The organism is Pantoea agglomerans NBRC 102470, assembly GCF_001598475.1.
Taxonomy (GTDB): Bacteria; Pseudomonadota; Gammaproteobacteria; order Enterobacterales; family Enterobacteriaceae; genus Pantoea; species Pantoea agglomerans.
Genome location: NZ_BCZA01000007.1, coordinates 226,849 through 247,328, shown reverse-complemented (window position 1 = coordinate 247,328; position 20,480 = coordinate 226,849). Strand labels below are relative to the sequence as shown.

Here is a 20,480-nt window from a genome sequence, read left to right as displayed (position 1 = left end):
GATCAGGATTCCGTAGGGCGCAGACGACGCCATTGACGTTGAGTGGCACGGCCCAGACGATCGAGCCAAAGATAAACAACCGGCGTGGTAAACAGCGTGAGCAGCTGGCTGAGCGCCAGTCCGCCCGCAATAGCGATGCCCAGCGGGCTGCGCAGATCGGCATCACCGCCGCTGCCCAGCGCCAGCGGCAACGCGCCGAAAAAGGCGGCCAGCGTGGTCATCATGATGGGCCGGAAGCGCATCAGGCACGCCTGGGTGATCGCCTGCTGTGGCGACATGCCCTGCTGCCGTTCCGCGTCGATGGCGAAATCGATCATCATGATGGCGTTCTTTTTCACGATGCCGATCAGCAGGATGATGCCAATCAGCGCGATCACCGTGAGCTGCGTGCCGGTCAGCAGCAGCAGTAACAGCGCGCCGACGCCCGCTGACGGCAGGGTCGAAAGAATGGTCAGCGGCTGGATGTAGCTCTCATAGAGCACGCCGAGCACGAGATAGACCGCCGCCAGCGCCGCCAGAATCAGCCACGGCATGGTCGCGGTCAGCTGAGAAAAGGCGGCGGCGGTGCCGGCAAAACCGGCGTGAAGGGTCGATGGCAGGCCCAGCTTCGCCATCGCCTGTTTTATCAGTTCCTGCGCCTGTTCCAGTGACACACCCTCGTTGAGATTAAACGCCAGGGTGCTGGTCGCGGCCTGGCCCTGATGCGCCACCGACAGCGGCGCGTTGCCGCCGCTGAAGCGGGCAAAGGCGGAGAGCGGCACGCGGTCACCGCTGTCGTTAATCACATAAAGCTGCTGCAGCGTCTCGGGATTGGCAGTGTCGCTATTCTGCAGTGACATCACCACGTGATACTGATTCAGAGTGTGATAGAGCGTGGCGATCTGCCGCTGGCTGAACGCATTGTTCAGCAGCGTATCCAGCATGTTCACGTTGACGCCCAGCCGGGTGGCGCGATCACGATCAATGGTCAGCTCCACCTCCTGGCCGCCGGTCTGCGAATCGGAGTCCACGCTGTTAAGCTCGGGGATCGCCGCCAGCGCCGCCTGCACTTTCGGCGTCCAGGTGCGCAGCAGATCGAGATCGTCCGCCTGCAGGCTGTATTGATACGTGGCGTTGGCGCTGCGTCCGCCAATGTGCAGGTCCTGCGCCGCCATCAGGAACATCTGCGCCCCGGCGATGTGACTGGTTTTGCGCGTCAGCCGGTTGGCCACCTCGGTGGCGGTCGCATCGCGCTGATCAAAATCTTTAAGCCGCACAAAGAAGTTGGCGCTGTTACGGGAGCCAAACATCCCGCTGCCCATCGACGACATCACACTCTCTACCGCCGGGTCTTGCTGAATGATCTGCGTGAACATCAGCATTTTCGGCTTCATCGCCTGGAACGAGATGTTCTGATCGGCGCGCAGCGCACCCATCAGCAGCCCGGTATCCTGATTGGGGAAGAAGCCCTTCTGCACCACGACGAAGAGAAAAACATTCAGTAGTACGGTCAGCAGCAGGCTGAGCAGCGTCAGTTTCTGATGGCGCATCACCCAGGCCAGCCCGCGCCCGTAGGCGGCCAGCAGGCGATTCAGCTGGTTTTCAATCAACTGATAAAGCGGATGCGGCCGCTGGCTGACGGGCGGCTTTGGTTTCAGCAGGCGGGCGCAGAGCATCGGCGTCAGGCTCAGCGAAACAAACAGCGAGATCAGCAGCGACACGGTGAGCGTCACGGCGAATTCGCGGAACAGCCGCCCGACAATGCTGCCCATCAGCAGGATTGGGATGAACACCGCGATCAGCGACACGGTCATCGACAGCACGGTGAAGCTCACCTCCTGCGCCCCGCGCAGCGCCGCCCGCAGCGGGCTCAGCCCGCGCTCAATGTGACGGGTGATGTTCTCCAGCACCACAATCGCATCATCCACCACGAAGCCGGTGGCGATAATCAACGCCATCAGCGACAGGTTATCCAGGCTGTATCCCAGCAGATACATCACCGCGCAGGTGCCGATCAGCGACACCGGCAGTGCCAGCGCCGGAATGATCACCGCCTGCAGATTGCGCAGAAAAATAAACACCACCGCAATCACCAGCAGCACCGCGATCAGCAGCGTCTCTTCGGTGTCATACAGCGAGGCGCGCACGCCAGGCGAACGGTCAACCACCACGTTCAGCTGGCTGTCAGCGGGCAGGCTCTTTTCCAGCTGCGGCAACTGCGCTTTTATCGCGTCGATGGTTTCCAGCATGTTGGCACCCGCCTGACGTTTGATACCGATCATCACCGCCGGTGTGGCATTCAGAAACCCCGCCTGATAGCGATCTTCCACCGAGTCATAGACCGTGGCGACGTCGCGCAGTCGCACCGCCTTGCCCTGCTGATAAGTGATGATCAGATCGCGGTAGCTGGCGGCCTTCTCCAGCTGGCCGTTGCTGTCCACCAGCCACGACTGGTCACTGCTCTGTAAGATCCCTTTAGGCAGATTAGTGGTGCTGTTGGCGACGGCGGCACGCACCGTCTCCAGCGAGATGCCGTAATGGGTCAGCTTCAGCGGCTGCAGATCAATCCGCACCGCCGGTAAGGCGCTGCCCATCAGCGACACTTCGCCGACGCCCTGTACCTGCCCCATCGCCTGTTCGATTTTGCTCTCCGCCAGATCGTAGAGCTCGCCTGGCGTGCGGGTGGCAGAGGTCAGCGCCAGCATTACTATTGGCGCGTCTGACGGGTTGGCTTTGCGATAGGTCGGCAGCGAGGCCATTGCGCTGGGCAGCAGGCTGCGCGCTGCGTTGATTGCCGCCTGAACGTCGCGCGCCGCGCCATTGATATCGCGGTCCAGTTCAAACTGCAGGATGATGCTGCTGGAGCCCTGCGAGCTGCTGGAGGTCATCTCACTGATACCGGCAATCTGCCCCAGCGAACGTTCCAGCGGCGTAGCGACCGTCGCCGCCATGGTTTCCGGGCTGGCGCCTGCCAGACTGGCGCTGACCATGATCGTAGGAAAATCGACCTGCGGCAGCGGTGCTACCGGCAGCAGCCGGTAGCCCAGCGCGCCCAGCAGCAGGATCGCCAGCGTCAGCAGCAGCGTCGCCACCGGACGAAAGATAAACAGCCGCGTCAGATTCATTGCCCGCTCCGCGCCCGCTGCTGACGGCGTTTCACCCAGGCGTTACCGCGCTGCGCCAGCCCATCAAACAGGAGGTAGATGACCGGCGTGGAGAAGAGTGTCAGCACCTGACTGACAATCAGCCCGCCGACAATCACCAGCCCCAGCGGCTGACGCAGCTCTGCCCCGGAGCCGGAGGCCAGCATCAGCGGCAGCGCACCCAGCAGCGCCGCCATCGTCGTCATCAGAATCGGGCGGAAGCGCAGCAGGCAGGCCTGATGAATCGCGTCGCGCGCGCTGAGTTGCTGATGGTGTTCCGCCTCCAGCGCGAAGTCGATCATCATGATGGCGTTCTTTTTCACGATGCCGATCAGCAGGATCACCCCAATCAGCGCAATCAGGCTGAATTCGGTGCCCGCCAGCAGCAGCGTCAGCAGCGCGCCCACCGCCGCCGACGGCAGCGTAGAGAGGATGGTCACCGGATGGATAAAGCTTTCGTAGAGGATGCCGAGCACCACATACATGGTGATCAGCGCCGCCAGAATCAGCCACAGCGTGTTACCGGTGGCGCTCTGAAACGCCGAGGTTTCCCCCTGATAACGCAGCGTGGTGCTCTCCGGCAGCTGCAGCTGCAGCTGCTGCTGCACGTCCGCGATCGCCCGCAGTCCATCCTCCAGCGAATAGCCCGGATTAAGGTTGAAGGAGATCATCACCGCCGGAAACTGATTCAGCCGCATGTGCATCAGCGAGCCGGTGCGCTGGTGGATAGTGGCGATAGAGGTGAGTTTGACCATGCCGCTGCTGGTGGTGCTGGCGCTGGTGTCAGAGGCTGAAGTGGACGTCGACGAAGACGTAGATGTTGACGAAGACGTTGACGTTGATGAAGTCGTGCTGGTGGATGACGACGCCGAACTGCTGCTGCCGGACGATTGCAGCCAGACATCATCAAACGACGCCGGACCCTGCTGGTATGCCGGAGCCACTTCCAGCACCACCCGATACTGATTCGACTGGGTGAAGATGGTGGAGACCAGCCGCTGACCAAAGGCGTTATAGAGCGCGGTGTCCACATCCGAGGCAGTAATGCCGAAGCGCGCCGCTTTATCGCGGTTCAGCTCAACGTAAGAGACGCGCCCCTGATCCTGCAGGTTACTTACCACGCCATTAAACTCGGGCCGCTGCTGCAATGCCGCCACCAGTTTCGGCGACTCGCTGACCAGATTTTCACTGTCGGCATCATCGAGGGTGAACTGATACTGACTCGGCGAGACCTGATCGTTGACGGTGAGATCCTGCGCCGGTTGCAGATAGAGCCGGATGCCCGCCACATCGGCGGTCGCCTGTTGCAGTTGTTTAATCACCTCACCCGCTTTCACATCACGCGAGCCAAACGGCTTAAGGTTGATCTGCAATCGTCCGCTGTTAAGGCTGGTGTTGGTGCCGTCGATGCCGATCGTCGATGAGACGCTCTCCACCGCCGGGTTTTTCAGGATCCGCGCCGACAACGCCTGCTGCCGCGTTGCCATGGCGTTAAACGAGACGTCCTGTGAGGCGACGGTAATGCCCTGAATCAGCCCGGTATCCTGGGTCGGGAAGAAGCCTTTCGGCACCATCATGTAGAGCAGCGCCGTCAGCCCGAAGGTGGCCAGCGCCACCAGCAGCGTCAGTTTCTGATGGTTCAGTACCACGTTCAGCAGCCGATCATAACCGCGCACCAGGGCATCAAACAGTTCGCCGCCCTTGCGGGCAAACGTCGACTGCTGTTCGGGCGGAATGTGGCGCAGCAGATACGCACACAGCATCGGTGTCAGGGTCAGCGATACCACCATCGACACCAGAATTGCCACCGCCAGGGTAATCGCAAACTCCCGGAACAGTCGCCCGACTACATCGCCCATAAACAGCAGCGGGATCAGCACCGCAATCAGGGAAAAGGTCAGCGAGATAATGGTGAAGCCAATCTGCCGGGAGCCTTTCAGCGCCGCTTCCATCGGCGACTCACCCTGCTCCAGCCGCCGGGAGATGTTCTCGACCACCACGATGGCGTCATCAATGACAAAACCGGTGGCGATAGTCAGCGCCATCAGCGACAGATTATTCAGGCTGAAGCCCGCCAGATACATCACACCAAAGGTGCCGACCAGCGACAGCGGCACTGCCACGCTCGGAATCAGCGTGGCGGCCACGTTGCGCAGGAACAGGAAAGTCACCATCACCACCAGCGCAATCGACAGCATCAGTTCAAACTGCACGTCGCTGATCGAGGCGCGAATGGTCTGGGTGCGATCGGAGAGAATGGTCATCTTCACCCCGTCCGGCAGTGCCGCCTGCAGCGCGGGGAGCTGCGCCTTGATGTTGTCCACCACCTGGATGACGTTCGCGCCCGGCTGGCGCTGCACGCTGATCACAATCGCGGGCTGGTTGTTGGCCCACGCCGACTGGAAGCTGTTTTCCGGGCCCTGTTCAATGTGGGCGATATCTTTCAGGCGCAGCGCCGCGCCATTCTCATAGCTGAGGATGAGGTTGCCGTACTCGGTTGCGGTGCGCAGCTGGTCGTTGGCGTCAATGGTCACCGAATGATATTTCCCGTCAAAGCCGCCTTTGGAGCCATTGACGTTGCTGTTGCCAATCAGCGTATTTACCGCCTCCAGCGTCAGATGATGCGCCGCCAGCGCCTGAGGATTCATCTGCACCCGAATCGCCGGCTGGTGGCCGCCCGCCAGCGTCACCATCCCGACGCCGGAGATCTGCGACAGCTTCAGCGCCACCCGGGTGTTGACCAGATCCTGCACCGCGGTCAACGGCAGCGTGCTGGAGCTCGCCGCCAGCGTCACCACCGCGCTGTCCGCCGGATTGACCTTTTTGTAGGTCGGCGGATTGGGCAGGTCGTCGGGCAGCAGGTTATTCGCCGCATTGATCGCTGCCTGCACCTCCTGCTCGGCGACATCCAGCGACAGATCGAGGCTGAACTTCAGGGTAATGATCGAGGAGCCGCTGGCACTGGTGGAGCTCATCTGGCTCAGCCCCGCCATCTGCCCTAACTGGCGCTCCAGCGGTGAGGTGACCGACGACGCCATCACATCCGGGCTGGCACCCGGATAGAGCGTGGTGACCTGAATGATCGGATAGTCGACCTGCGGCAGCGCCGAGGTAGAGAGGAATTTCCAGGCAAAAATGCCGGCGATCAGCACGCCGACCATCAGCAGAATGGTGGCGACCGGACGCAGAATAAACAGGCGCGACGGGTTCATTTCGACACAGCACCCGCAGCGGCAGGCGTCTCATCAGCCAGCGACACTTTGCTGCCGCTGGTCAGACGATCGATCCCTTCCGTCACCAGCCGATCGCCCGGCGAAACGCCGCTGAGGATCGCCTGCTGATCGTCTCCGAAAGCGGGACCGGTGGTGACCGCTTTGCGCGTGACGCTGTGATCCTGATTGATCACAAAGACAAAGCTGCCGTCGCTGCTCAGCTGCAGCGCCTGGGCCGGGATCACCGTCGCGCCTTTCAGCACCCGGGTCTGCAGCCGCAGATTCACAAACTGATTGGCAAACAGCGACTCATCCTGGTTGGCGAACACCGCTTTCAGCGCCACGGTGCCGGTGGCGGTGTCGATCTGGTTGCTGATGAACTTCACCTCGCCGCTGCCGAGCTGATGCTGGTTGTCCTGATCATACAGCGTGGCGGGCAGGCTCTGCCCCTGATGCAGCACGCTGACCAGCGTCGGGATTTCGCTTTGCGGCACGCTAAAGGTCACGGCGGCGGGCTGCATCTGGGTAATAGTCACCAGGCCGGTGCTGCTGGCACTCTGAACCATGTTGCCGGGATCGACCTGACGCAGGCCGACGCGCCCGCTGATCGGGGCAGTGATCCGGGCATATTCAATGCTGAGTCTGGCACTGGCGATCTGCGCCTGATCGGCGGCGACCGCACCGCGATACTGCCCGACAGTGGCAATCTGGCTGTCCAGATCCTGACGCGCCAGTGCATCCTGCGCCGCCAGTTTGCGGTAGCGCGCCAGCGTCAGCTCCGCACTTTTCAGCAGCGCCTGGTTTTCACTGAGTTCGCCCTGATACTGGTTCAGCGTGGCCTGAAAGCTGCGCGGATCGATCTGCGCCAGCAGCTGCCCGGCGCTGACTTTCTGTCCCTCGGTAAAGAAAACCTGCTCCAGCTGGCCGTCAACGCGGCTGGTCACCGTGACGCTGGCGTTGGGGATGACCGTGCCGAGCGCATTCAGCCACACCGGCACATCCGCCGTGCTGGCGACACCGCTGTGAACCAGCGTCGCCCCTCCGCCCATCATGCCATGCGCACCCGGTCTGCCCGACGGCATCCCCTCGCCCGGCCCGTGACCCGCCGCCAGCAGACGCCAGATAACCCCAGCGATAATCGCCATCACCAGCAACAGGAGCAGCCATTTAAGCCCAAAGGAACGCGCGGGGCGAGAAAGGTGAGTCATCGTCGAACTCTTCAGATAAGCAGAAAAAGAAATCCCGGAACGTGCGGAATGCGGCAGTGAGCGGCGGCGGACAAAAAACCGCCAGGCTTCACGGCGGCCATTATCAGTGAAAGGCGACGCGCCTTTCTATTGGCAAACTGTCAGGGTTTCGTTAAGAACGATGTTGATTTAGCGGCGGTTTTTACAGCGGTAACGGCAGGCTCAGGCGAGCAGGCAAAAAAAACCCACGCATCTGCGTGGGTTGGTGTAATAACAGGGTCTCACTGCCGAAGCGGTGTTGTTTTCACACCCATCAATACCTCTGGGACTGCTATCCTCGCACTGATTGACCGCGCGGAGACAGCAGGAAAACGCAACCGAATTCGGGGAAGTGCAACGAGGTGTGAATATCCTTCACGCCTCGCTTACACTCTGATTTATCTAAGATTTATCTGAAGGAGTGGCCGCCGGTTTGGTGTAGATGGCATCCGGTGCAATATTCATGTGTTTCAGTACTGGTCCCATGATATTGCCGAACACCGGTGCAGCAACCGAGCCACCGAAGTGATCGCCCGCCGTCGGATGGTTGATCATCACCACCAGTGCCACTTCAGGATGACTGGCGGGAGCGAGACCGGCGGTGTAGTTGACGTAGCCGCCATCATACTTGCCGCTGGTGCCCATTTTTTCCGCCGTACCGGTTTTGGTTGCCAGACGGTAGCCCGGCACCGCAGCTTTCAGCCCGGTTCCGCCCGGCAGGACGTCACTCTCCAGCATGTGCACCACCTCTTTCACCGTTTCCGGGTTGGCGACCTGGCGTCCCATGACCGGTGGCGTAACGCGGGTGATCGACAGCGGACGGTAAATGCCATAGGAGCCGAGCGTGGCGTATTCGCGGGCAATCTGCAGCGGCGTCACACGCAGGCCATAGCCAAAGGAGAAGGTGGCTCGCTCGATATCTGCCCAGCGGGTGCGGTGCAACGGAAAGTAGCCGACGCTTTCGCCGGTCAGCCCTAAGCCGGTTGGTTTGCCAAGGCCGAACGCATGATAGGTGTTGACCAGCGCTTCGGCGGGCATCGCCAGCGCGAGGTGTGACACGCCGATGTCGCTCGATTTTTGCAGAATGCCGGTCATGGTCAGGCGCGGCCAGTGGCCGACATCGCGGATCAGGTGGCCGTTAACGCTGTAAGGCGTGGTGTCGATCACCGAATCCGGGCGCACCAGGTGGCGCTCCAGCGCTTCCATCACCACTAACGGTTTGACGGTCGATCCCGGTTCGTAGCTGTCATTGATGGCAGAGTTACGCATCTGCGCGGGCGTTGCCCCTTCATAGTTGTTGGGGTTGAACGACGGATAGGAGGCCATCGCCAGAATCTCGCCGGTGTCGATTTTCACCAGCACGGCCGCACCCGAGTCCGCCTTGTTGATCAGTACGCCGTCGCGCAGTTTGCTGTAGAGCGTGTACTGGTCATATTTGTCGATGCTGAGCTGTACCGTCGGCGGCTGGGTTGGCGGCTGATAGTTGATCATCGCGATGATATTGCCCGCGGCATCCTGCCGATAGACCTCTTTGCCCGGCTCGCCCTGCAATACTTTATCAAAGCCCTTTTCCAGTCCGTTCAGGCCGACGTTATCCGCCCCGACGATGCCGATCAGCGGCGCAGAGGCCTCGCTCATCGGATAGAAACGGCTGTCGTCATAGACTTCGCTGATGCCTTTCAGCTTCAGCTCTTTAATATCTTTGGCGATGCCCAGCTCGACTTTACGCCCCAGATAGAGGAAGCGACGTTTCGGGTTGGCGGTGATCTGCGCCGCCAGCTCTTCGGGACGGGTGTTAAGCGCCGCCGCCAGATAGGCCCATTTGGCACTGGTAAAATCGGGGTTGCTCTCCAGCACACGCTGCGGATCGGCAATCACGTCGCGCGACGGGACGCTGAGCGCCAGCGCTTCACCGTTACGATCCAGCAGCGTGCCGCGACTGGTCGGCAGCGTCACGGTACGCAGCGATCGCTGATCCGCTTCGTGCTCCAGCATCGGCTGATTCAGGAACTGCAGGTCCGCGACGCGCGCCAGCAGCACCACCAGACAGGTCGTGACACCCAGGCAGATCAGTCGGAAACGAAAAGGGTTAAACGGCGCTTTTATCTGGTCTTTTCCCAGTAGTTTTTTAATCCGGGGCATGGCATTCCGCTGCGCAAAATAAAGAGAAAGGGGCTGGTGCCAGCAGTTATAAAGAAAGCGCTGGCCGTATAACAGGAAAACTGTGTATCAGTTCGTTATCGGCAGCCGATTTCTGGCAAAAAAAAACCTGCGCATCTGCGCAGGTTGGTGTAATCAAGAAAATCTATTGATGTTCACCCATCAATACCTCTGGGACCCTGAATGTAGCAAGAGGGATCGATCGGCTGCCATCTCTCAAACGCAACAGTTACCGGCAAAATGTAACCAGCCATGAGATCCTTACGCTATTGTGCAATCCTGATGTTTTTTGATTTCCACCAGGCAGCTCATGGCGTTTGGCCCCTGAGTCAGCGACGAGGTGCCGATGTCGAGCGTCAGCACGTTGGGGTTACCCGCGCGATCGTGCGGCTGCCACGCCTTGCCAAAGCCGGGATCAAACCAGGCGCCGGTGGCGATAATCACCACGCCCTGCGTCACGCCATCGGTGATCCGCACGCCCGCCAGCATCACGCCGCGTGCGTTGCTCACCTCTATCTCGTCGCCCTCCACCAGCCCGCGCGCGGCCGCATCCTGCGGATGCATGTAGAGCGTTTCGTGTCCGGCGGTTTTATTGCCCTGCACCGTTTCTGTCGCATCCAGCTGACTGTGTAACCGGTCGGAAGGCTGAATCGAGATCATGTGCAGCGGATAGTCGCGGCTGACCGGCGAACCGAGCCACTCCTGGGGTTCACGCCATTCCGGATGGCCGGCGAAATCGTCCAGCTGGTAGTCCGCAATGGTCTGGCTGAAGAGCTCGATTTTGCCGCTGGCAGTTTTAATCGGATTGGCCTGCGGATCGGCACGGAAATCATCCATAAACTGATAGGGTTTGCCCCCTTCGGGGATCTCCACAAAGCCGCGCTGCCAGAACTCCTCAAACGACGGGAAATCGATGCCTTTACGCTGATGCGCCGTCGCACACTGCTGATAAAGATGGGCGATCCACTGCATCTCGTTGCGCCCTTCGGTGAAGGTATCGCGGTAGCCGAGGCGCTCCGCCAGGTCAGCAAAAATATCGAAGTCGTTGCGCGCCTGATGCTGCGGTTTAATCGCCTGATGCATCGCCAGCACAAAGCGGTCACGGGAGGAGCCGCCGATGTCATTGCGCTCCAGCGTGGTGGTCGCGGGCAGTACGATGTCCGCCATCTGCGCGGCGGGTGTCCAGACGATATCCTGCACCACGACCGTATCGGGCCGCTGCCAGCCCTCCACCAGCCGGTTGAGCTGCTGGTGATGATGGAAAGGATTGCCGCCCGCCCAGTGCACCATGTGAATGTCGGGATAGTGCAGGGTTTCGCCCTGAAAGCGGTAAGGCTGGCCGGGATTGAGCAGCATATCGCTGATCCGCGCCACCGGAATCGACAGCCCGGAAGGATTGGGGCCGGTGCTCATCATCGGAGCCGGACCTTCCTGGCGCGGGTTGCCGACGCTGTTCATCGAACCGTGACCAAAAGAGAAACCTGCGCCCGGCAGGCCTGGCTGGCCAAGCATCGACGACAGCGCAATCATCATCCAGTAAGGCTGCTCGCCGCGATGGGCGCGCTGAACGGAATAGGAGCAGGTAATAAAGCTGCGCTTGCCGGTGAGCTGCTGCGCCAGCTGCACAATGCGATCGGCCGGGATGCCGGTGATACGACTGGCCCAGCCGGCGGTTTTCGCCACGCCGTCGGTTTCGCCCAGCAGATAGGCGCGCAGCTGCGGCCAGCCGGTGCAGTGGCTGGCGAGAAACGCTTCGTCAACCGCGCCGCGCTGGGTGATCTCATGACCCAGCGCCAGCATCAGCGCCACGTCGGTGTTGGGGCGAATCGGAATCCACTCGGCGTTAACAAATTCCGGGCAGTCATCCCGCATCGGGCTGATGTTGATCACCGGCGTGCCTTTGGCCGCCAGCTGCATCAGCGCCGGTTTCAGGCTGTGCTGCCCTGCGCCCCCCGAGGCGACCTGGGCGTTTTTCAGCGCCAGCCCACCAAAGGCGACAAAAATTTCGGCATGTTCCACCACCTGCGGCCATTCGGTGACGCGCCCGGTCAGCGGCATGTAGGTGCCAATCACATAGGGCAGGAAGAACTGCGCGGCGCCCCAGCTGTAGTTACCCTGCTGATCAACACCGCCGCCGCCCTGAAAGTAGAAGCGACGAATCAGGGTGCGGGCATGGTTAACACGTCCGGCCGATGACCAGCCGTAGGAGCCGTTGAAAATGCCCGATGCGCCATAGCGCTCGCGAATGCGGCGATTCTCCTCCGCCACCAGATCCAGTGCGGTTTCCCAGTCGACGGCAACAAAATCCTCCCGGCCACGCAGCGTACGGTCGCTTTTTTCGCGTGACTTCAGCCACGAGCGCCGCACCATCGGCTGACGAATGCGTTTGTCGGAATAGACCAGTTCAGGAATGGTGTGGATCATCGGTGACGGATCGGCATCGGCGAAGAAAGGTTCGCAGCCAATCAGGCGATCGTTTTCAGTGACGGCGGTAAAGGCGCCCCAGTGCGCCAGATGTGGCACTTTGGTTTTCATCGTTGTTTTTCACGGTAGCCAGGTGGGAGATTGAGCATAGCATGGTGCGACGCCTCAGCAGAAGACGTGCAGCAGTGACCGTTTTTACCCCTTTTTGCGACGACGCTGGCATTCTGTCGGGTTGATGTGTCCGCCCTTTTCCGTAACACTGATGCGATGTGTAAACGTTTTCCCCAAAGCAGGTCAACGCATGGCTACCATAAAGGATGTTGCGCGACTGGCTGGCGTTTCTGTCGCCACAGTCTCCCGTGTAATCAATAATTCTCCCAAAGCCAGCGACAGCTCCCGACAGGCCGTAGGTCAGGCGATGGAGCAGCTTCAGTATCACCCGAATGCCAACGCACGCGCGCTGGCGCAGCAATCGACCGAAACGCTCGGCCTGATTGTTGGTGACGTTTCCGATCCCTTTTTTGGCGCAATGGTTAAAGCCGTGGATGAGGTGGCAGGTGACACCGGTAACTTTTTGCTGATTGGTAACGGTTACCATAATGAGCAAAAAGAGCGGCAGGCGATTGAACAACTGATGCGTCACCGCTGCGCGGCGCTGGTGGTTCACGCTAAGAAAATCCCGGATGCAGAACTGGAAGTGCTGATGAAGCAGGTGCCTGGCATGGTGCTGCTGAACCGGCTGATAAAAGGCTTTGAAAAACGCTGTATCGCGCTCGACGACCGTTACGGCGCCTGGCTGGCGACCCGTCATCTGATCCAGCTTGGCCACCAGAATATCGCCTTTATCTGCTCGACCCACACTATCTCCGATGCAGAAGATCGCCTGCAGGGTTACTACGATGCGCTGAAAGAACATGGCCTGCCGTGCAGCGATCGGCTGGTCACCTGGGGTGAACCGGATGAAGTGGGCGGTGAGCAGGCGATGACGGAACTGCTGGGTCGCGGCAAGAATTTCACCGCCGTCGCCTGCTACAACGACTCAATGGCCGCCGGCGCGCTGGCGGTGCTGAGCGATAACGGCGTTCGGGTGCCGGAAGAGATGTCGCTGATCGGCTTCGATGATGTGCTGGTTTCGCGCTATGTGCGACCGCGCCTCACCACCATCCGCTATCCGATTGTCACCATGGCGCAGCAGGCGGCCCAGCTGGCGCTGGCGCTGGCTAACAATCAGCCGCTGCCGGAAGTGACCCACATGTTCAGCCCGACCCTGGTGCGCCGCCACTCGGTCAGCGGCCCGGCCTGAGGACGCTATGGCCGGTTTATCCGGCCGCAGCGTTTACTGAAAGGCGCGCAGCAGCGTCTCCAGCGGCCTGACCAGCGCAATCACTGTTTCATCCTGTACCTCTGCGGCGGCATCCAGTGTCGCACGCATCTCCGCCACTTCACTGGCACCAAACGCCTGATTGCGAACGTAAGCATTAACCAGCGCGAGGCCCATGGCGCTCAGCGCCTCGATCTGCTGCACGCTCTGTGCCAGCGGCTTCAGCGTTGCACTCGCGTTAATGATCGGCAGCACCGCGCTGGTGTTAGCCTGCCAGCGCTGCAGCGGCGCGCGAACCGCAGAGGCGGCAGCCGGATTATTACGATTGGCGATTAACACGGCGACCTGCTGCTCCAGCTGACGTACCGCCTCACTCTCAGCGGGCAGTACATCTGCCAGCCGGTTCAGGGGTTCATGGTAGTCGTAATGGCCCGCCTGAAACTTGAGATGCTGGCGCGTGTAGTATTGCGCCGGTTCCAGCACCTCGGCCAGTACCCGCAGTGGGGCGATGTCATGCCCACTGGCCAGCCGCATCATCTGCTGCTCCGTCTGCGCGTGTTGCAGCGTTCCGACCGACACGCTGCTCCAGCGATCCATCGCCGCCAGCCGCGAATACATCGAGTCGGTATTGGTGACATCCTGTGCCGACCATAACCGCTCGGCCACCACAAAGGCGCGCGGCCACAGTTTGGTATCAATAATCTGGCTGTTGATGTTTTCCGCCCACAGCGCCGCCTCGCCACCCAGCAGATTTTGCTGCACCTGCGCAGGTGTGGGCAGCGCGGGCGCGATGCCCGCAGGCGTCTGCGCCAGCCGTTGGCCGGTGGTGGGATAACGCACGTTGCCTACCTCTGCATAACCTTTGAGGGCGTTCTGTTGCAGCGTGAACACCGGCTGGAACGGCCCCATCCAGCTATCCACGCTAAACCGCACCTGCTGAGTCGAGAGCCAGTTGATCTGACCGACCATCCGGCGGGCTTTGCCATCGAAGTCGATAAAACCGCGCCAGCCTGGTTCTCCCTGTATCAGCGTAAAGCTGCCCTTTACCGGGCTGCCTTTCAGCCGCGGCATGGTGAATGACCAGCTCTGCGCCTGGTCGCCTGGCCGCAGACGATCCTGGCCGTTGAGGCCCTGTGGCGTGACCTCATTGCGGTAGTGATAGCTGGCAGGCTGAGGCTGATCGAGGTAGAAACCGGTGGAGAGGATGCCGCGGTAGTTCTCTTTTGCCAGCGCGCTCAGCGCATCCTGGCCCTGCCACGACTGGATCAGAATGCTGCGCGGCAAGTCGGGATGGGCAATCTCATCCCAGCCCACCATCTGACGGTGATGGACTTCCAGGATCTTCTCTACCCGCTGATTGAAATATGCCTGAAGCGCATGGGCATCTTTCAGATCGTGGTCGCGCATAAACTGCTGGATAGTGGGCGAGTCGTTCCACTGTGTCGGATCCACCTCATCGCCGCCAATGTGCAGCCAGGGATCGGGGAAGATCGCCGCCATCTCACCCACCAGCGTGTCGATCACCTGATAAACCTGTTCGTTGCTGGGATCGAGCAGCGGTTTAAAGACGCCCCAGCCGCGCTCCATCTGCCAGGGGCCGGGTGCGCTAATCAGCTCTGGCATCGCCACCGCCAGCGCGGAAGCATGTCCCGGCATATCCAGCTCCGGCACCACACGCACCCCGCGATCGGTGGCATATTTCACGATCTCCCGCATCTGCTGCTGGCTGTAATAGTTGCCATCGCTGGCTTTCTGCTGCAGCTGGGGATAGTGGCTTGAGGCGAAGCGCCAGCCCTGATCGTCAGTAAGATGCCAGTGAAAGACGTTCATGCGCGCGGCGGCGATGCCGTCGATCTGACGTTTAAGCGTCTCCACCGGCATAAAGTGACGCGCCGTGTCGATCAGCACGCCGCGCCACGGAAAGCGCGGATGATCGTGGATGGTGACGTAAGGAATGGTTGTCCCCTGTGCGCCGTTTTGTATCAGCTGCAGCAGGGTTTCCATGCCGCGCATCGCGCCGAAACGGCTGGGCGCGGTTAACAGGACACCGTCGCCATCGACCTGCAACTGATAGCTCTCATCGCTATCAGGCAGCGGCTGCGGATCCACCGCCTTCGCAATGACGATGCGGATAGTCGGTGCTGCCACCGGCTGGGTGGCGGGCAACAGCGGCCAGCCGGTCTGATTGCTGATGCGCTCCAGCCAGCGCGCTTCGGCACCCGCCAGATGATCGCCAGAGATTTGCAGCGTCAGCTGCGGCGTCAGGATAAGCGTGCCGCCGCTGGCGGGCTGTTCCACCTGTTGCGGCCAGGGCATCAGCGGCAGCGGACTGGCCAGGGCGATCGGGCAGAGGGCTGAGAGCAGGAGCAAAGAACGGGGTAACCACATTGGCGGGCATCCTTGTAACGTCAACGTTTTGACAGGGCAGAACGTTGATTAAAGTTGCTGCTCGCCAATCCGCCAGTGGATCCTGCAGGAAACCTGAACCAGCACCCGATTTTTTACATCAGCCAGAGTTTTCCAGCGGGTTGAGGCTTCCTTGTTTCAGGTCAAATCTGATCGCAATAATTCTCAGCAATCACTACATGTAGCGAATAGAATCCTTTCGACCCCTATATGTAGTTTATGGAGAGAGAAATGGCGACGGTGGTAATCAAGCGTGATGGATGCCGGACAGGCTTTGATGCGCAGCGTATTGAGCAGGCCGTGGCGGCGGCGGCACGGGCAGCCGAAGTAGAAGACGCGGCCTGGTGCGCGCAGGTCGCTGAGCGCGTGGCATTGCGGCTGGCCGATTGTCCGGAAGTGGATATCCGTGAAATTCAGTGTGCGGTTGAAGAGACGCTGATGGCGGGTCCTTACCCTCAACTGGCCCGCGCCTACATTGAATACCGCCACGATCGCGATGTCGCCCGCGATCGTCAGAGCCAGTTACATCACGCCATCCGCGGGCTGGTCGATCAGACCAATGCGGCGCTGCTGAACGAGAATGCCAACAAAGACAGCAAAGTGATCCCGACTCAGCGCGATCTGCTGGCCGGGATCGTGGCAAAACACTACGCACAGCAGCAGATCCTGCCGCGCGATGTGGTGCTGGCGCACGAGCGCGGCGAGATCCACTATCACGATCTCGACTACTCCCCTTTCTTCCCGATGTTCAACTGCATGCTGATCGATCTGAAAGGCATGCTGACCAACGGTTTCAAAATGGGCAATGCTGAAATCGAGCCGCCTAAATCGATCGCCACCGCCACCGCCGTGACCGCGCAGATCATCGCGCAGGTCGCCAGCCATATTTACGGCGGCACCACCATTAACCGTATTGATGAAGTGCTGACCCCGTTTGTTGAGCAGAGCTATGCCCGGCATCTGGCGATTGCTGAGCAGTGGCAGATCCCGCAGGCCGAGCAGTATGCGCGCCAGCGTACGGAGAAAGAGTGCTACGACGCCTTTCAGTCGCTGGAGTATGAGGTGAATACTCTGCACACCGCCAACGGCCAGACGCCATTTGTCACCTTTGGTTTTGGTCTGGGGACGGACTGGGCGGCCCGGCTGATTCAGCAGTCGATTCTGCTTAACCGGCTGGCCGGACTGGGTAAAAATCGCAAGACGGCGGTGTTCCCTAAACTGGTGTTCAGCATTCGCGAAGGCGTCAACCGCCGGGCGGGCGACGTTAATTACGATATCAAACAACTGGCGCTGGAGTGCGCCAGCAAGCGGATGTATCCCGACATCCTCAATTACGATCAGGTGGTTAAAGTCACCGGCTCGTTTAAAACCCCAATGGGCTGCCGTAGTTTCCTTGGCGTTTATGAAGAGAACGGCGAGCAGATTCATGAGGGCCGCAACAATATCGGGGTAATCAGCCTGAACCTGCCGCGCATCGCACTGGAAGCGGGCGGTGATGAAGCGCGCTTCTGGACGCTGCTCGATGCGCGACTGCAGCTGGCTAAGCGGGCGCTGATGACGCGGGTGGCGCGGCTGGAGAAGACCAAAGCGCGCGTGGCGCCCATCCTCTATATGGAAGGCGCCTGTGGCGTTCGGCTGAATGCGGATGATGAAGTCGGTCCTATTTTCCGTAATGGCCGTGCGTCGCTGTCGCTGGGCTATATCGGCCTGCATGAAACCCTGAATGCGCTCAGCGGCGGTCATCAGCATCCTTACGATGACGCGGCTCTGCGCGCCAAAGGCGTGGAGATCATTGCTTACATGCGCGATGCCACCGAGCGCTGGAAAGCTGAAACAGGCTATGGGTTCAGCCTTTACAGCACGCCAAGCGAGAATCTGTGCGACCGCTTCTGCCGTCTTGATGCGGCGCAGTTTGGCCTGGTGCCAGGCGTTACCGACAAGGGCTACTACACCAACAGCTTCCATCTTGACGTTGAGAAGAAGGTCAATCCTTACGACAAAATCGACTTTGAAGCGCCCTATCCGCCGCTGGCGAATGGCGGATTCATCTGTTACGGCGAATACCCGAATGTGCAGCACAACCTCAAGGCGCTGGAGGATGTCTGGGATTACAGCTACGACCGCGTGCCCTATTACGGCACCAATACCCCGATTGATGAGTGTTACGAGTGCGGCTTCAACGGCGAGTTCACCTGTACCAGCCGCGGCTTCACCTGTCCGAATTGCGGCAACCACGATCCGGCGCGCGTCTCCGTTACCCGGCGGGTCTGCGGCTATCTGGGCAGCCCGGATGCGCGACCCTTTAATGCCGGTAAACAGCAGGAAGTGCAGCGTCGGGTGAAGCATCTGTCTGAAGGACCGCTGGGATGATGCATATCCATCGCTACTATGATGTGGATATCGTTAATGGACCTGGCACCCGCTGCACGCTGTTTGTCGCTGGTTGCGAACATCAGTGTCGCGGCTGCTACAACCAGAGCACCTGGCGGCTTGATTCCGGCGTGCCCTTTACGCTTGCGATGGAGGAGCAACTGCTGGCGGATTTACAGGACACCCGCATTCCGCGCCAGGGATTGTCGCTGAGCGGCGGCGATCCGCTGCATCCGCATAACGTGCCGCACATTCGCCGTCTGGTGAAACGGGTGCGACAGACGTGTCCCGGTAAAGATATCTGGCTCTGGACCGGTTACCGGATGCAGGAGCTGAATGCGGCGCAGCGCGCTGTACTGGTCTATCTCGACGTGCTGATCGATGGCCGTTTTGTCGAAGAGGAGAAGGATGCCACGTTGCAATGGCGCGGCAGCCGTAATCAGATTATCTGGCAGTTACGCTGAGTGGCGCGGAATTTCGCCAGACTCAATGATATTGACGCTCTCACTCCCCGGCGTAAAAGCCTGCTGGTGCAGACAGCGTGCCACGTCGTGCGCGCTGACCGCCCGCCAGTTGCCAGGCAGCAGCGAAAACAGCGGTCCCGCCAGGCTTTCGCCCCGGCGCTTCTGCGCGCGATCCCCAAGCAGCAATGAAGGCCGCACCAGCGTCAGGCGCGGCCAGCCCTGATGGCGCAGCGCATTCTCCATTTCGCCTTTGACGCGATTATATAAAAACGGCGAGTGACGACTGGCCCCGTGCGCGCTGACCACCAGCATCTGCTTCGCCCCCAGACGTAATCCGCTTAACCCGCTGTCCACCACCAGGGTGTAATCAACGTGGATAAAAGCCTGTTTACTGCCCGCCTGCTTACGCGTGGTGCCCAGGCAGCAGAACACCGTGTCCAGCGAGCTTTGCAGCGGCCCGAGTACATCGGTGAGATCGGCCTCAACCGGATTCACCACCTTGTCCATGGCGGGTAGTGGCCGACGGGTTGGCGCGATGATCTCATCGACGCGTGGATCCTCAATCAGTAAGCGCAGCAGATGCGACCCGACTAAGCCGGTGGCACCGGTCAGTAATACGCGATTCATCTCAGATTCATCCTTATTTCACTGCTGACTGGTTAAAAGATAGCTGATCTTAACGGGCTGGCTTGCGTTCTCACTCTCAGCGACCAGGCTTATAGCGTTATCCGGAAAGCGCGTCTCGCGCTCCACATGCTGAAGGAGGAAAAAAATGAGCAAGAAAGTGGCGGTTTTAATTACCGATGAATTTGAAGACTCAGAATTTACCTCACCTGCGGAAGTTTACAAACGCGCTGGTTTTGAGGTGGTTACCATTGAGAAACAAGCCGGTAATGTCGTTAAAGGCAAGAAAGGCGAAGCGGAAGTGACCATCGATCGCAGCATTGATGACGTCAGCCCGGCTGAATTTGACGCTCTGCTCCTGCCTGGCGGTCACTCGCCCGATGCCCTGCGCGGCGACGATCGTTTTGTTGCTTTTACCAAAGGGTTTGTCGCCAGCGGCAAGCCAATCTTTGCCATCTGCCACGGGCCACAGCTGCTGATTAGCGCTAACGGCGTGCGCGGTCGCAAGATGACTACCGTTAAAGCCGTTGCCATTGACCTGATCAATGCCGGTGCCGACTTCCATGATAAGGAAGTGGTAGTAGACGACGATAAGCTGGTCACCAGCCGCACCCCGGCCGATTTACCGGCCTTTAATCGTGAATCCCTGCGGATCCTCGAAGCGCTGTAAGCCGCGACGCCCTTTTCTGCTGAAAAGGGCGTTCCTATTTCTCCCGCTGCCAGGCAATTTTCTTGCCGAATCCCAGCGCATTATCCGTCATCTTCACTTCATCCAGCACAATCTCCCACAGCGGTGCCGACACTTTGCGTGAGACCGGAAAACGTTTCTGGTAAGCGGCTCTGGCGATCTGCTCTGTTGTCTCCTCCAGCCGTTTGACATGGCCACGATACTGCACCCCTTTAATCAGCAGCACACTTCTGGGCTGGCCATTGACGGTGCCCGCAACCTGCGGATTCTGCACCATTAACTCACCGTGGCGGGTATCGGGTTCCGTCATGATCCAGAAGACCATGCGCGTCTCGTCAAAGACGTAGTAGCAGTTAGCGCACCACAGTTGATCGTCGGCGGTACAGCAGAGTGAAAGCACATGCTGCTTTCTCAGATAGCGAACCAGATGGGCGTGATCGGACAAGATAAACTCCTGGCGGTG

At 60.1% G+C, this 20,480-nt stretch carries 12 protein-coding genes; 4 read left to right on the top strand and 8 right to left on the bottom strand.

Going from position 1 to position 20,480, the window contains the following annotated elements; translation table 11 throughout:
- Positions 1–2: 2 nt before the first annotated feature.
- The 5 genes from PAG01S_RS16045 to PAG01S_RS16025 all read right to left on the bottom strand — a co-directional run bounded on the left by PAG01S_RS16045 (position 3) and on the right by PAG01S_RS16025 (position 12,255).
- Positions 3–3,104, bottom strand: coding sequence for a multidrug efflux RND transporter permease subunit (locus PAG01S_RS16045; RefSeq protein ID WP_062759377.1), 3,102 nt, complete (start codon positions 3,102–3,104; stop codon positions 3–5).
- Positions 3,101–6,334, bottom strand: coding sequence for an efflux RND transporter permease subunit (locus tag PAG01S_RS16040; RefSeq protein ID WP_062759376.1), 3,234 nt, complete (start codon positions 6,332–6,334; stop codon positions 3,101–3,103). The genes PAG01S_RS16045 and PAG01S_RS16040 overlap by 4 nt, the downstream gene beginning before the upstream one ends.
- Positions 6,331–7,542 (bottom strand): MdtA/MuxA family multidrug efflux RND transporter periplasmic adaptor subunit, encoded by a 1,212-nt coding sequence (locus PAG01S_RS16035; protein ID WP_062759375.1) that lies wholly within the window; start codon positions 7,540–7,542, stop codon positions 6,331–6,333. Before PAG01S_RS16035 ends, PAG01S_RS16040 begins: the two co-directional genes overlap by 4 nt.
- A gap of 420 nt (positions 7,543–7,962) precedes the next feature.
- Positions 7,963–9,702: a penicillin-binding transpeptidase domain-containing protein gene (locus PAG01S_RS16030; RefSeq protein WP_010251720.1), complete on the bottom strand. Its 1,740-nt coding sequence runs from the start codon at positions 9,700–9,702 to the stop codon at positions 7,963–7,965.
- A 279-nt stretch (positions 9,703–9,981) separates the two neighbouring features.
- Positions 9,982–12,255 carry a molybdopterin guanine dinucleotide-containing S/N-oxide reductase gene (locus PAG01S_RS16025; protein WP_010251724.1) on the bottom strand — a complete coding sequence of 758 codons (2,274 nt, stop codon included), beginning with the start codon at positions 12,253–12,255 and terminating at the stop codon, positions 9,982–9,984.
- 190 nt (positions 12,256–12,445) lie between these two features.
- Here PAG01S_RS16025 and galR point away from each other — a divergent pair, with 190 nt between their 5' ends.
- Positions 12,446–13,447, top strand: coding sequence for an HTH-type transcriptional regulator GalR (galR, locus tag PAG01S_RS16020; RefSeq protein WP_010251726.1), 1,002 nt, complete (start codon positions 12,446–12,448; stop codon positions 13,445–13,447).
- Between the two features lie 33 nt (positions 13,448–13,480).
- On the opposite strand, the gene PAG01S_RS16015 is transcribed toward galR, so the two are convergent.
- Positions 13,481–15,853 carry a beta-N-acetylhexosaminidase gene (locus PAG01S_RS16015; RefSeq protein WP_062759374.1) on the bottom strand — a complete coding sequence of 791 codons (2,373 nt, stop codon included), beginning with the start codon at positions 15,851–15,853 and terminating at the stop codon, positions 13,481–13,483.
- Positions 15,854–16,102: 249 nt separating this feature from the next.
- Between PAG01S_RS16015 and nrdD the strand changes: the two genes are divergently transcribed.
- Positions 16,103–18,241 carry an anaerobic ribonucleoside-triphosphate reductase gene (gene nrdD / locus PAG01S_RS16010; RefSeq protein WP_062759373.1) on the top strand — a complete coding sequence of 713 codons (2,139 nt, stop codon included), beginning with the start codon at positions 16,103–16,105 and terminating at the stop codon, positions 18,239–18,241.
- Positions 18,238–18,705, top strand: a complete 468-nt coding sequence (gene nrdG / locus PAG01S_RS16005; RefSeq protein WP_022625291.1) for an anaerobic ribonucleoside-triphosphate reductase-activating protein — start codon at positions 18,238–18,240, stop codon at positions 18,703–18,705. Before nrdD ends, nrdG begins: the two co-directional genes overlap by 4 nt.
- On the opposite strand, the gene PAG01S_RS16000 is transcribed toward nrdG, so the two are convergent.
- Positions 18,697–19,332: an NAD(P)H-binding protein gene (locus PAG01S_RS16000; protein ID WP_062759372.1), complete on the bottom strand. Its 636-nt coding sequence runs from the start codon at positions 19,330–19,332 to the stop codon at positions 18,697–18,699. The two genes, nrdG and PAG01S_RS16000, sit on opposite strands and share 9 nt — an antisense overlap.
- 145 nt (positions 19,333–19,477) lie before the next feature.
- On the opposite strand from PAG01S_RS16000, the gene PAG01S_RS15995 reads away from it, so the two are divergent.
- On the top strand, positions 19,478–19,999 hold the full coding sequence (locus PAG01S_RS15995; protein WP_062759371.1) for a type 1 glutamine amidotransferase domain-containing protein: 522 nt from the start codon (positions 19,478–19,480) through the stop codon (positions 19,997–19,999).
- A 34-nt stretch (positions 20,000–20,033) separates the two neighbouring features.
- On the opposite strand, the gene PAG01S_RS15990 is transcribed toward PAG01S_RS15995, so the two are convergent.
- On the bottom strand, positions 20,034–20,462 hold the full coding sequence (locus tag PAG01S_RS15990) for a YhbP family protein (RefSeq protein WP_022625289.1): 429 nt from the start codon (positions 20,460–20,462) through the stop codon (positions 20,034–20,036).
- Positions 20,463–20,480 lie beyond the last annotated feature (18 nt).

What these genes read in the sequence shown, in the direction of transcription:
- PAG01S_RS16040 (WP_062759376.1), bottom strand. Translation starts at nt 6,334, where the DNA reads ATGAACCCGTCGCGCCTGTTTATTCTGCGTCCGGTCGCCACCATTCTG.
- nrdD (WP_062759373.1), top strand. Translation starts at nt 16,103, where the DNA reads ATGGCGACGGTGGTAATCAAGCGTGATGGATGCCGGACAGGCTTTGAT.
- PAG01S_RS16025 (WP_010251724.1), bottom strand. Translation starts at nt 12,255, where the DNA reads ATGAAAACCAAAGTGCCACATCTGGCGCACTGGGGCGCCTTTACCGCC.
- PAG01S_RS16015 (WP_062759374.1), bottom strand. Translation starts at nt 15,853, where the DNA reads ATGTGGTTACCCCGTTCTTTGCTCCTGCTCTCAGCCCTCTGCCCGATC.
- nrdG (WP_022625291.1), top strand. Translation starts at nt 18,238, where the DNA reads ATGATGCATATCCATCGCTACTATGATGTGGATATCGTTAATGGACCT.
- PAG01S_RS16035 (WP_062759375.1), bottom strand. Translation starts at nt 7,542, where the DNA reads ATGACTCACCTTTCTCGCCCCGCGCGTTCCTTTGGGCTTAAATGGCTG.
- PAG01S_RS16045 (WP_062759377.1), bottom strand. Translation starts at nt 3,104, where the DNA reads ATGAATCTGACGCGGCTGTTTATCTTTCGTCCGGTGGCGACGCTGCTG.
- PAG01S_RS15995 (WP_062759371.1), top strand. Translation starts at nt 19,478, where the DNA reads ATGAGCAAGAAAGTGGCGGTTTTAATTACCGATGAATTTGAAGACTCA.
- PAG01S_RS16000 (WP_062759372.1), bottom strand. Translation starts at nt 19,332, where the DNA reads ATGAATCGCGTATTACTGACCGGTGCCACCGGCTTAGTCGGGTCGCAT.
- galR (WP_010251726.1), top strand. Translation starts at nt 12,446, where the DNA reads ATGGCTACCATAAAGGATGTTGCGCGACTGGCTGGCGTTTCTGTCGCC.
- PAG01S_RS16030 (WP_010251720.1), bottom strand. Translation starts at nt 9,702, where the DNA reads ATGCCCCGGATTAAAAAACTACTGGGAAAAGACCAGATAAAAGCGCCG.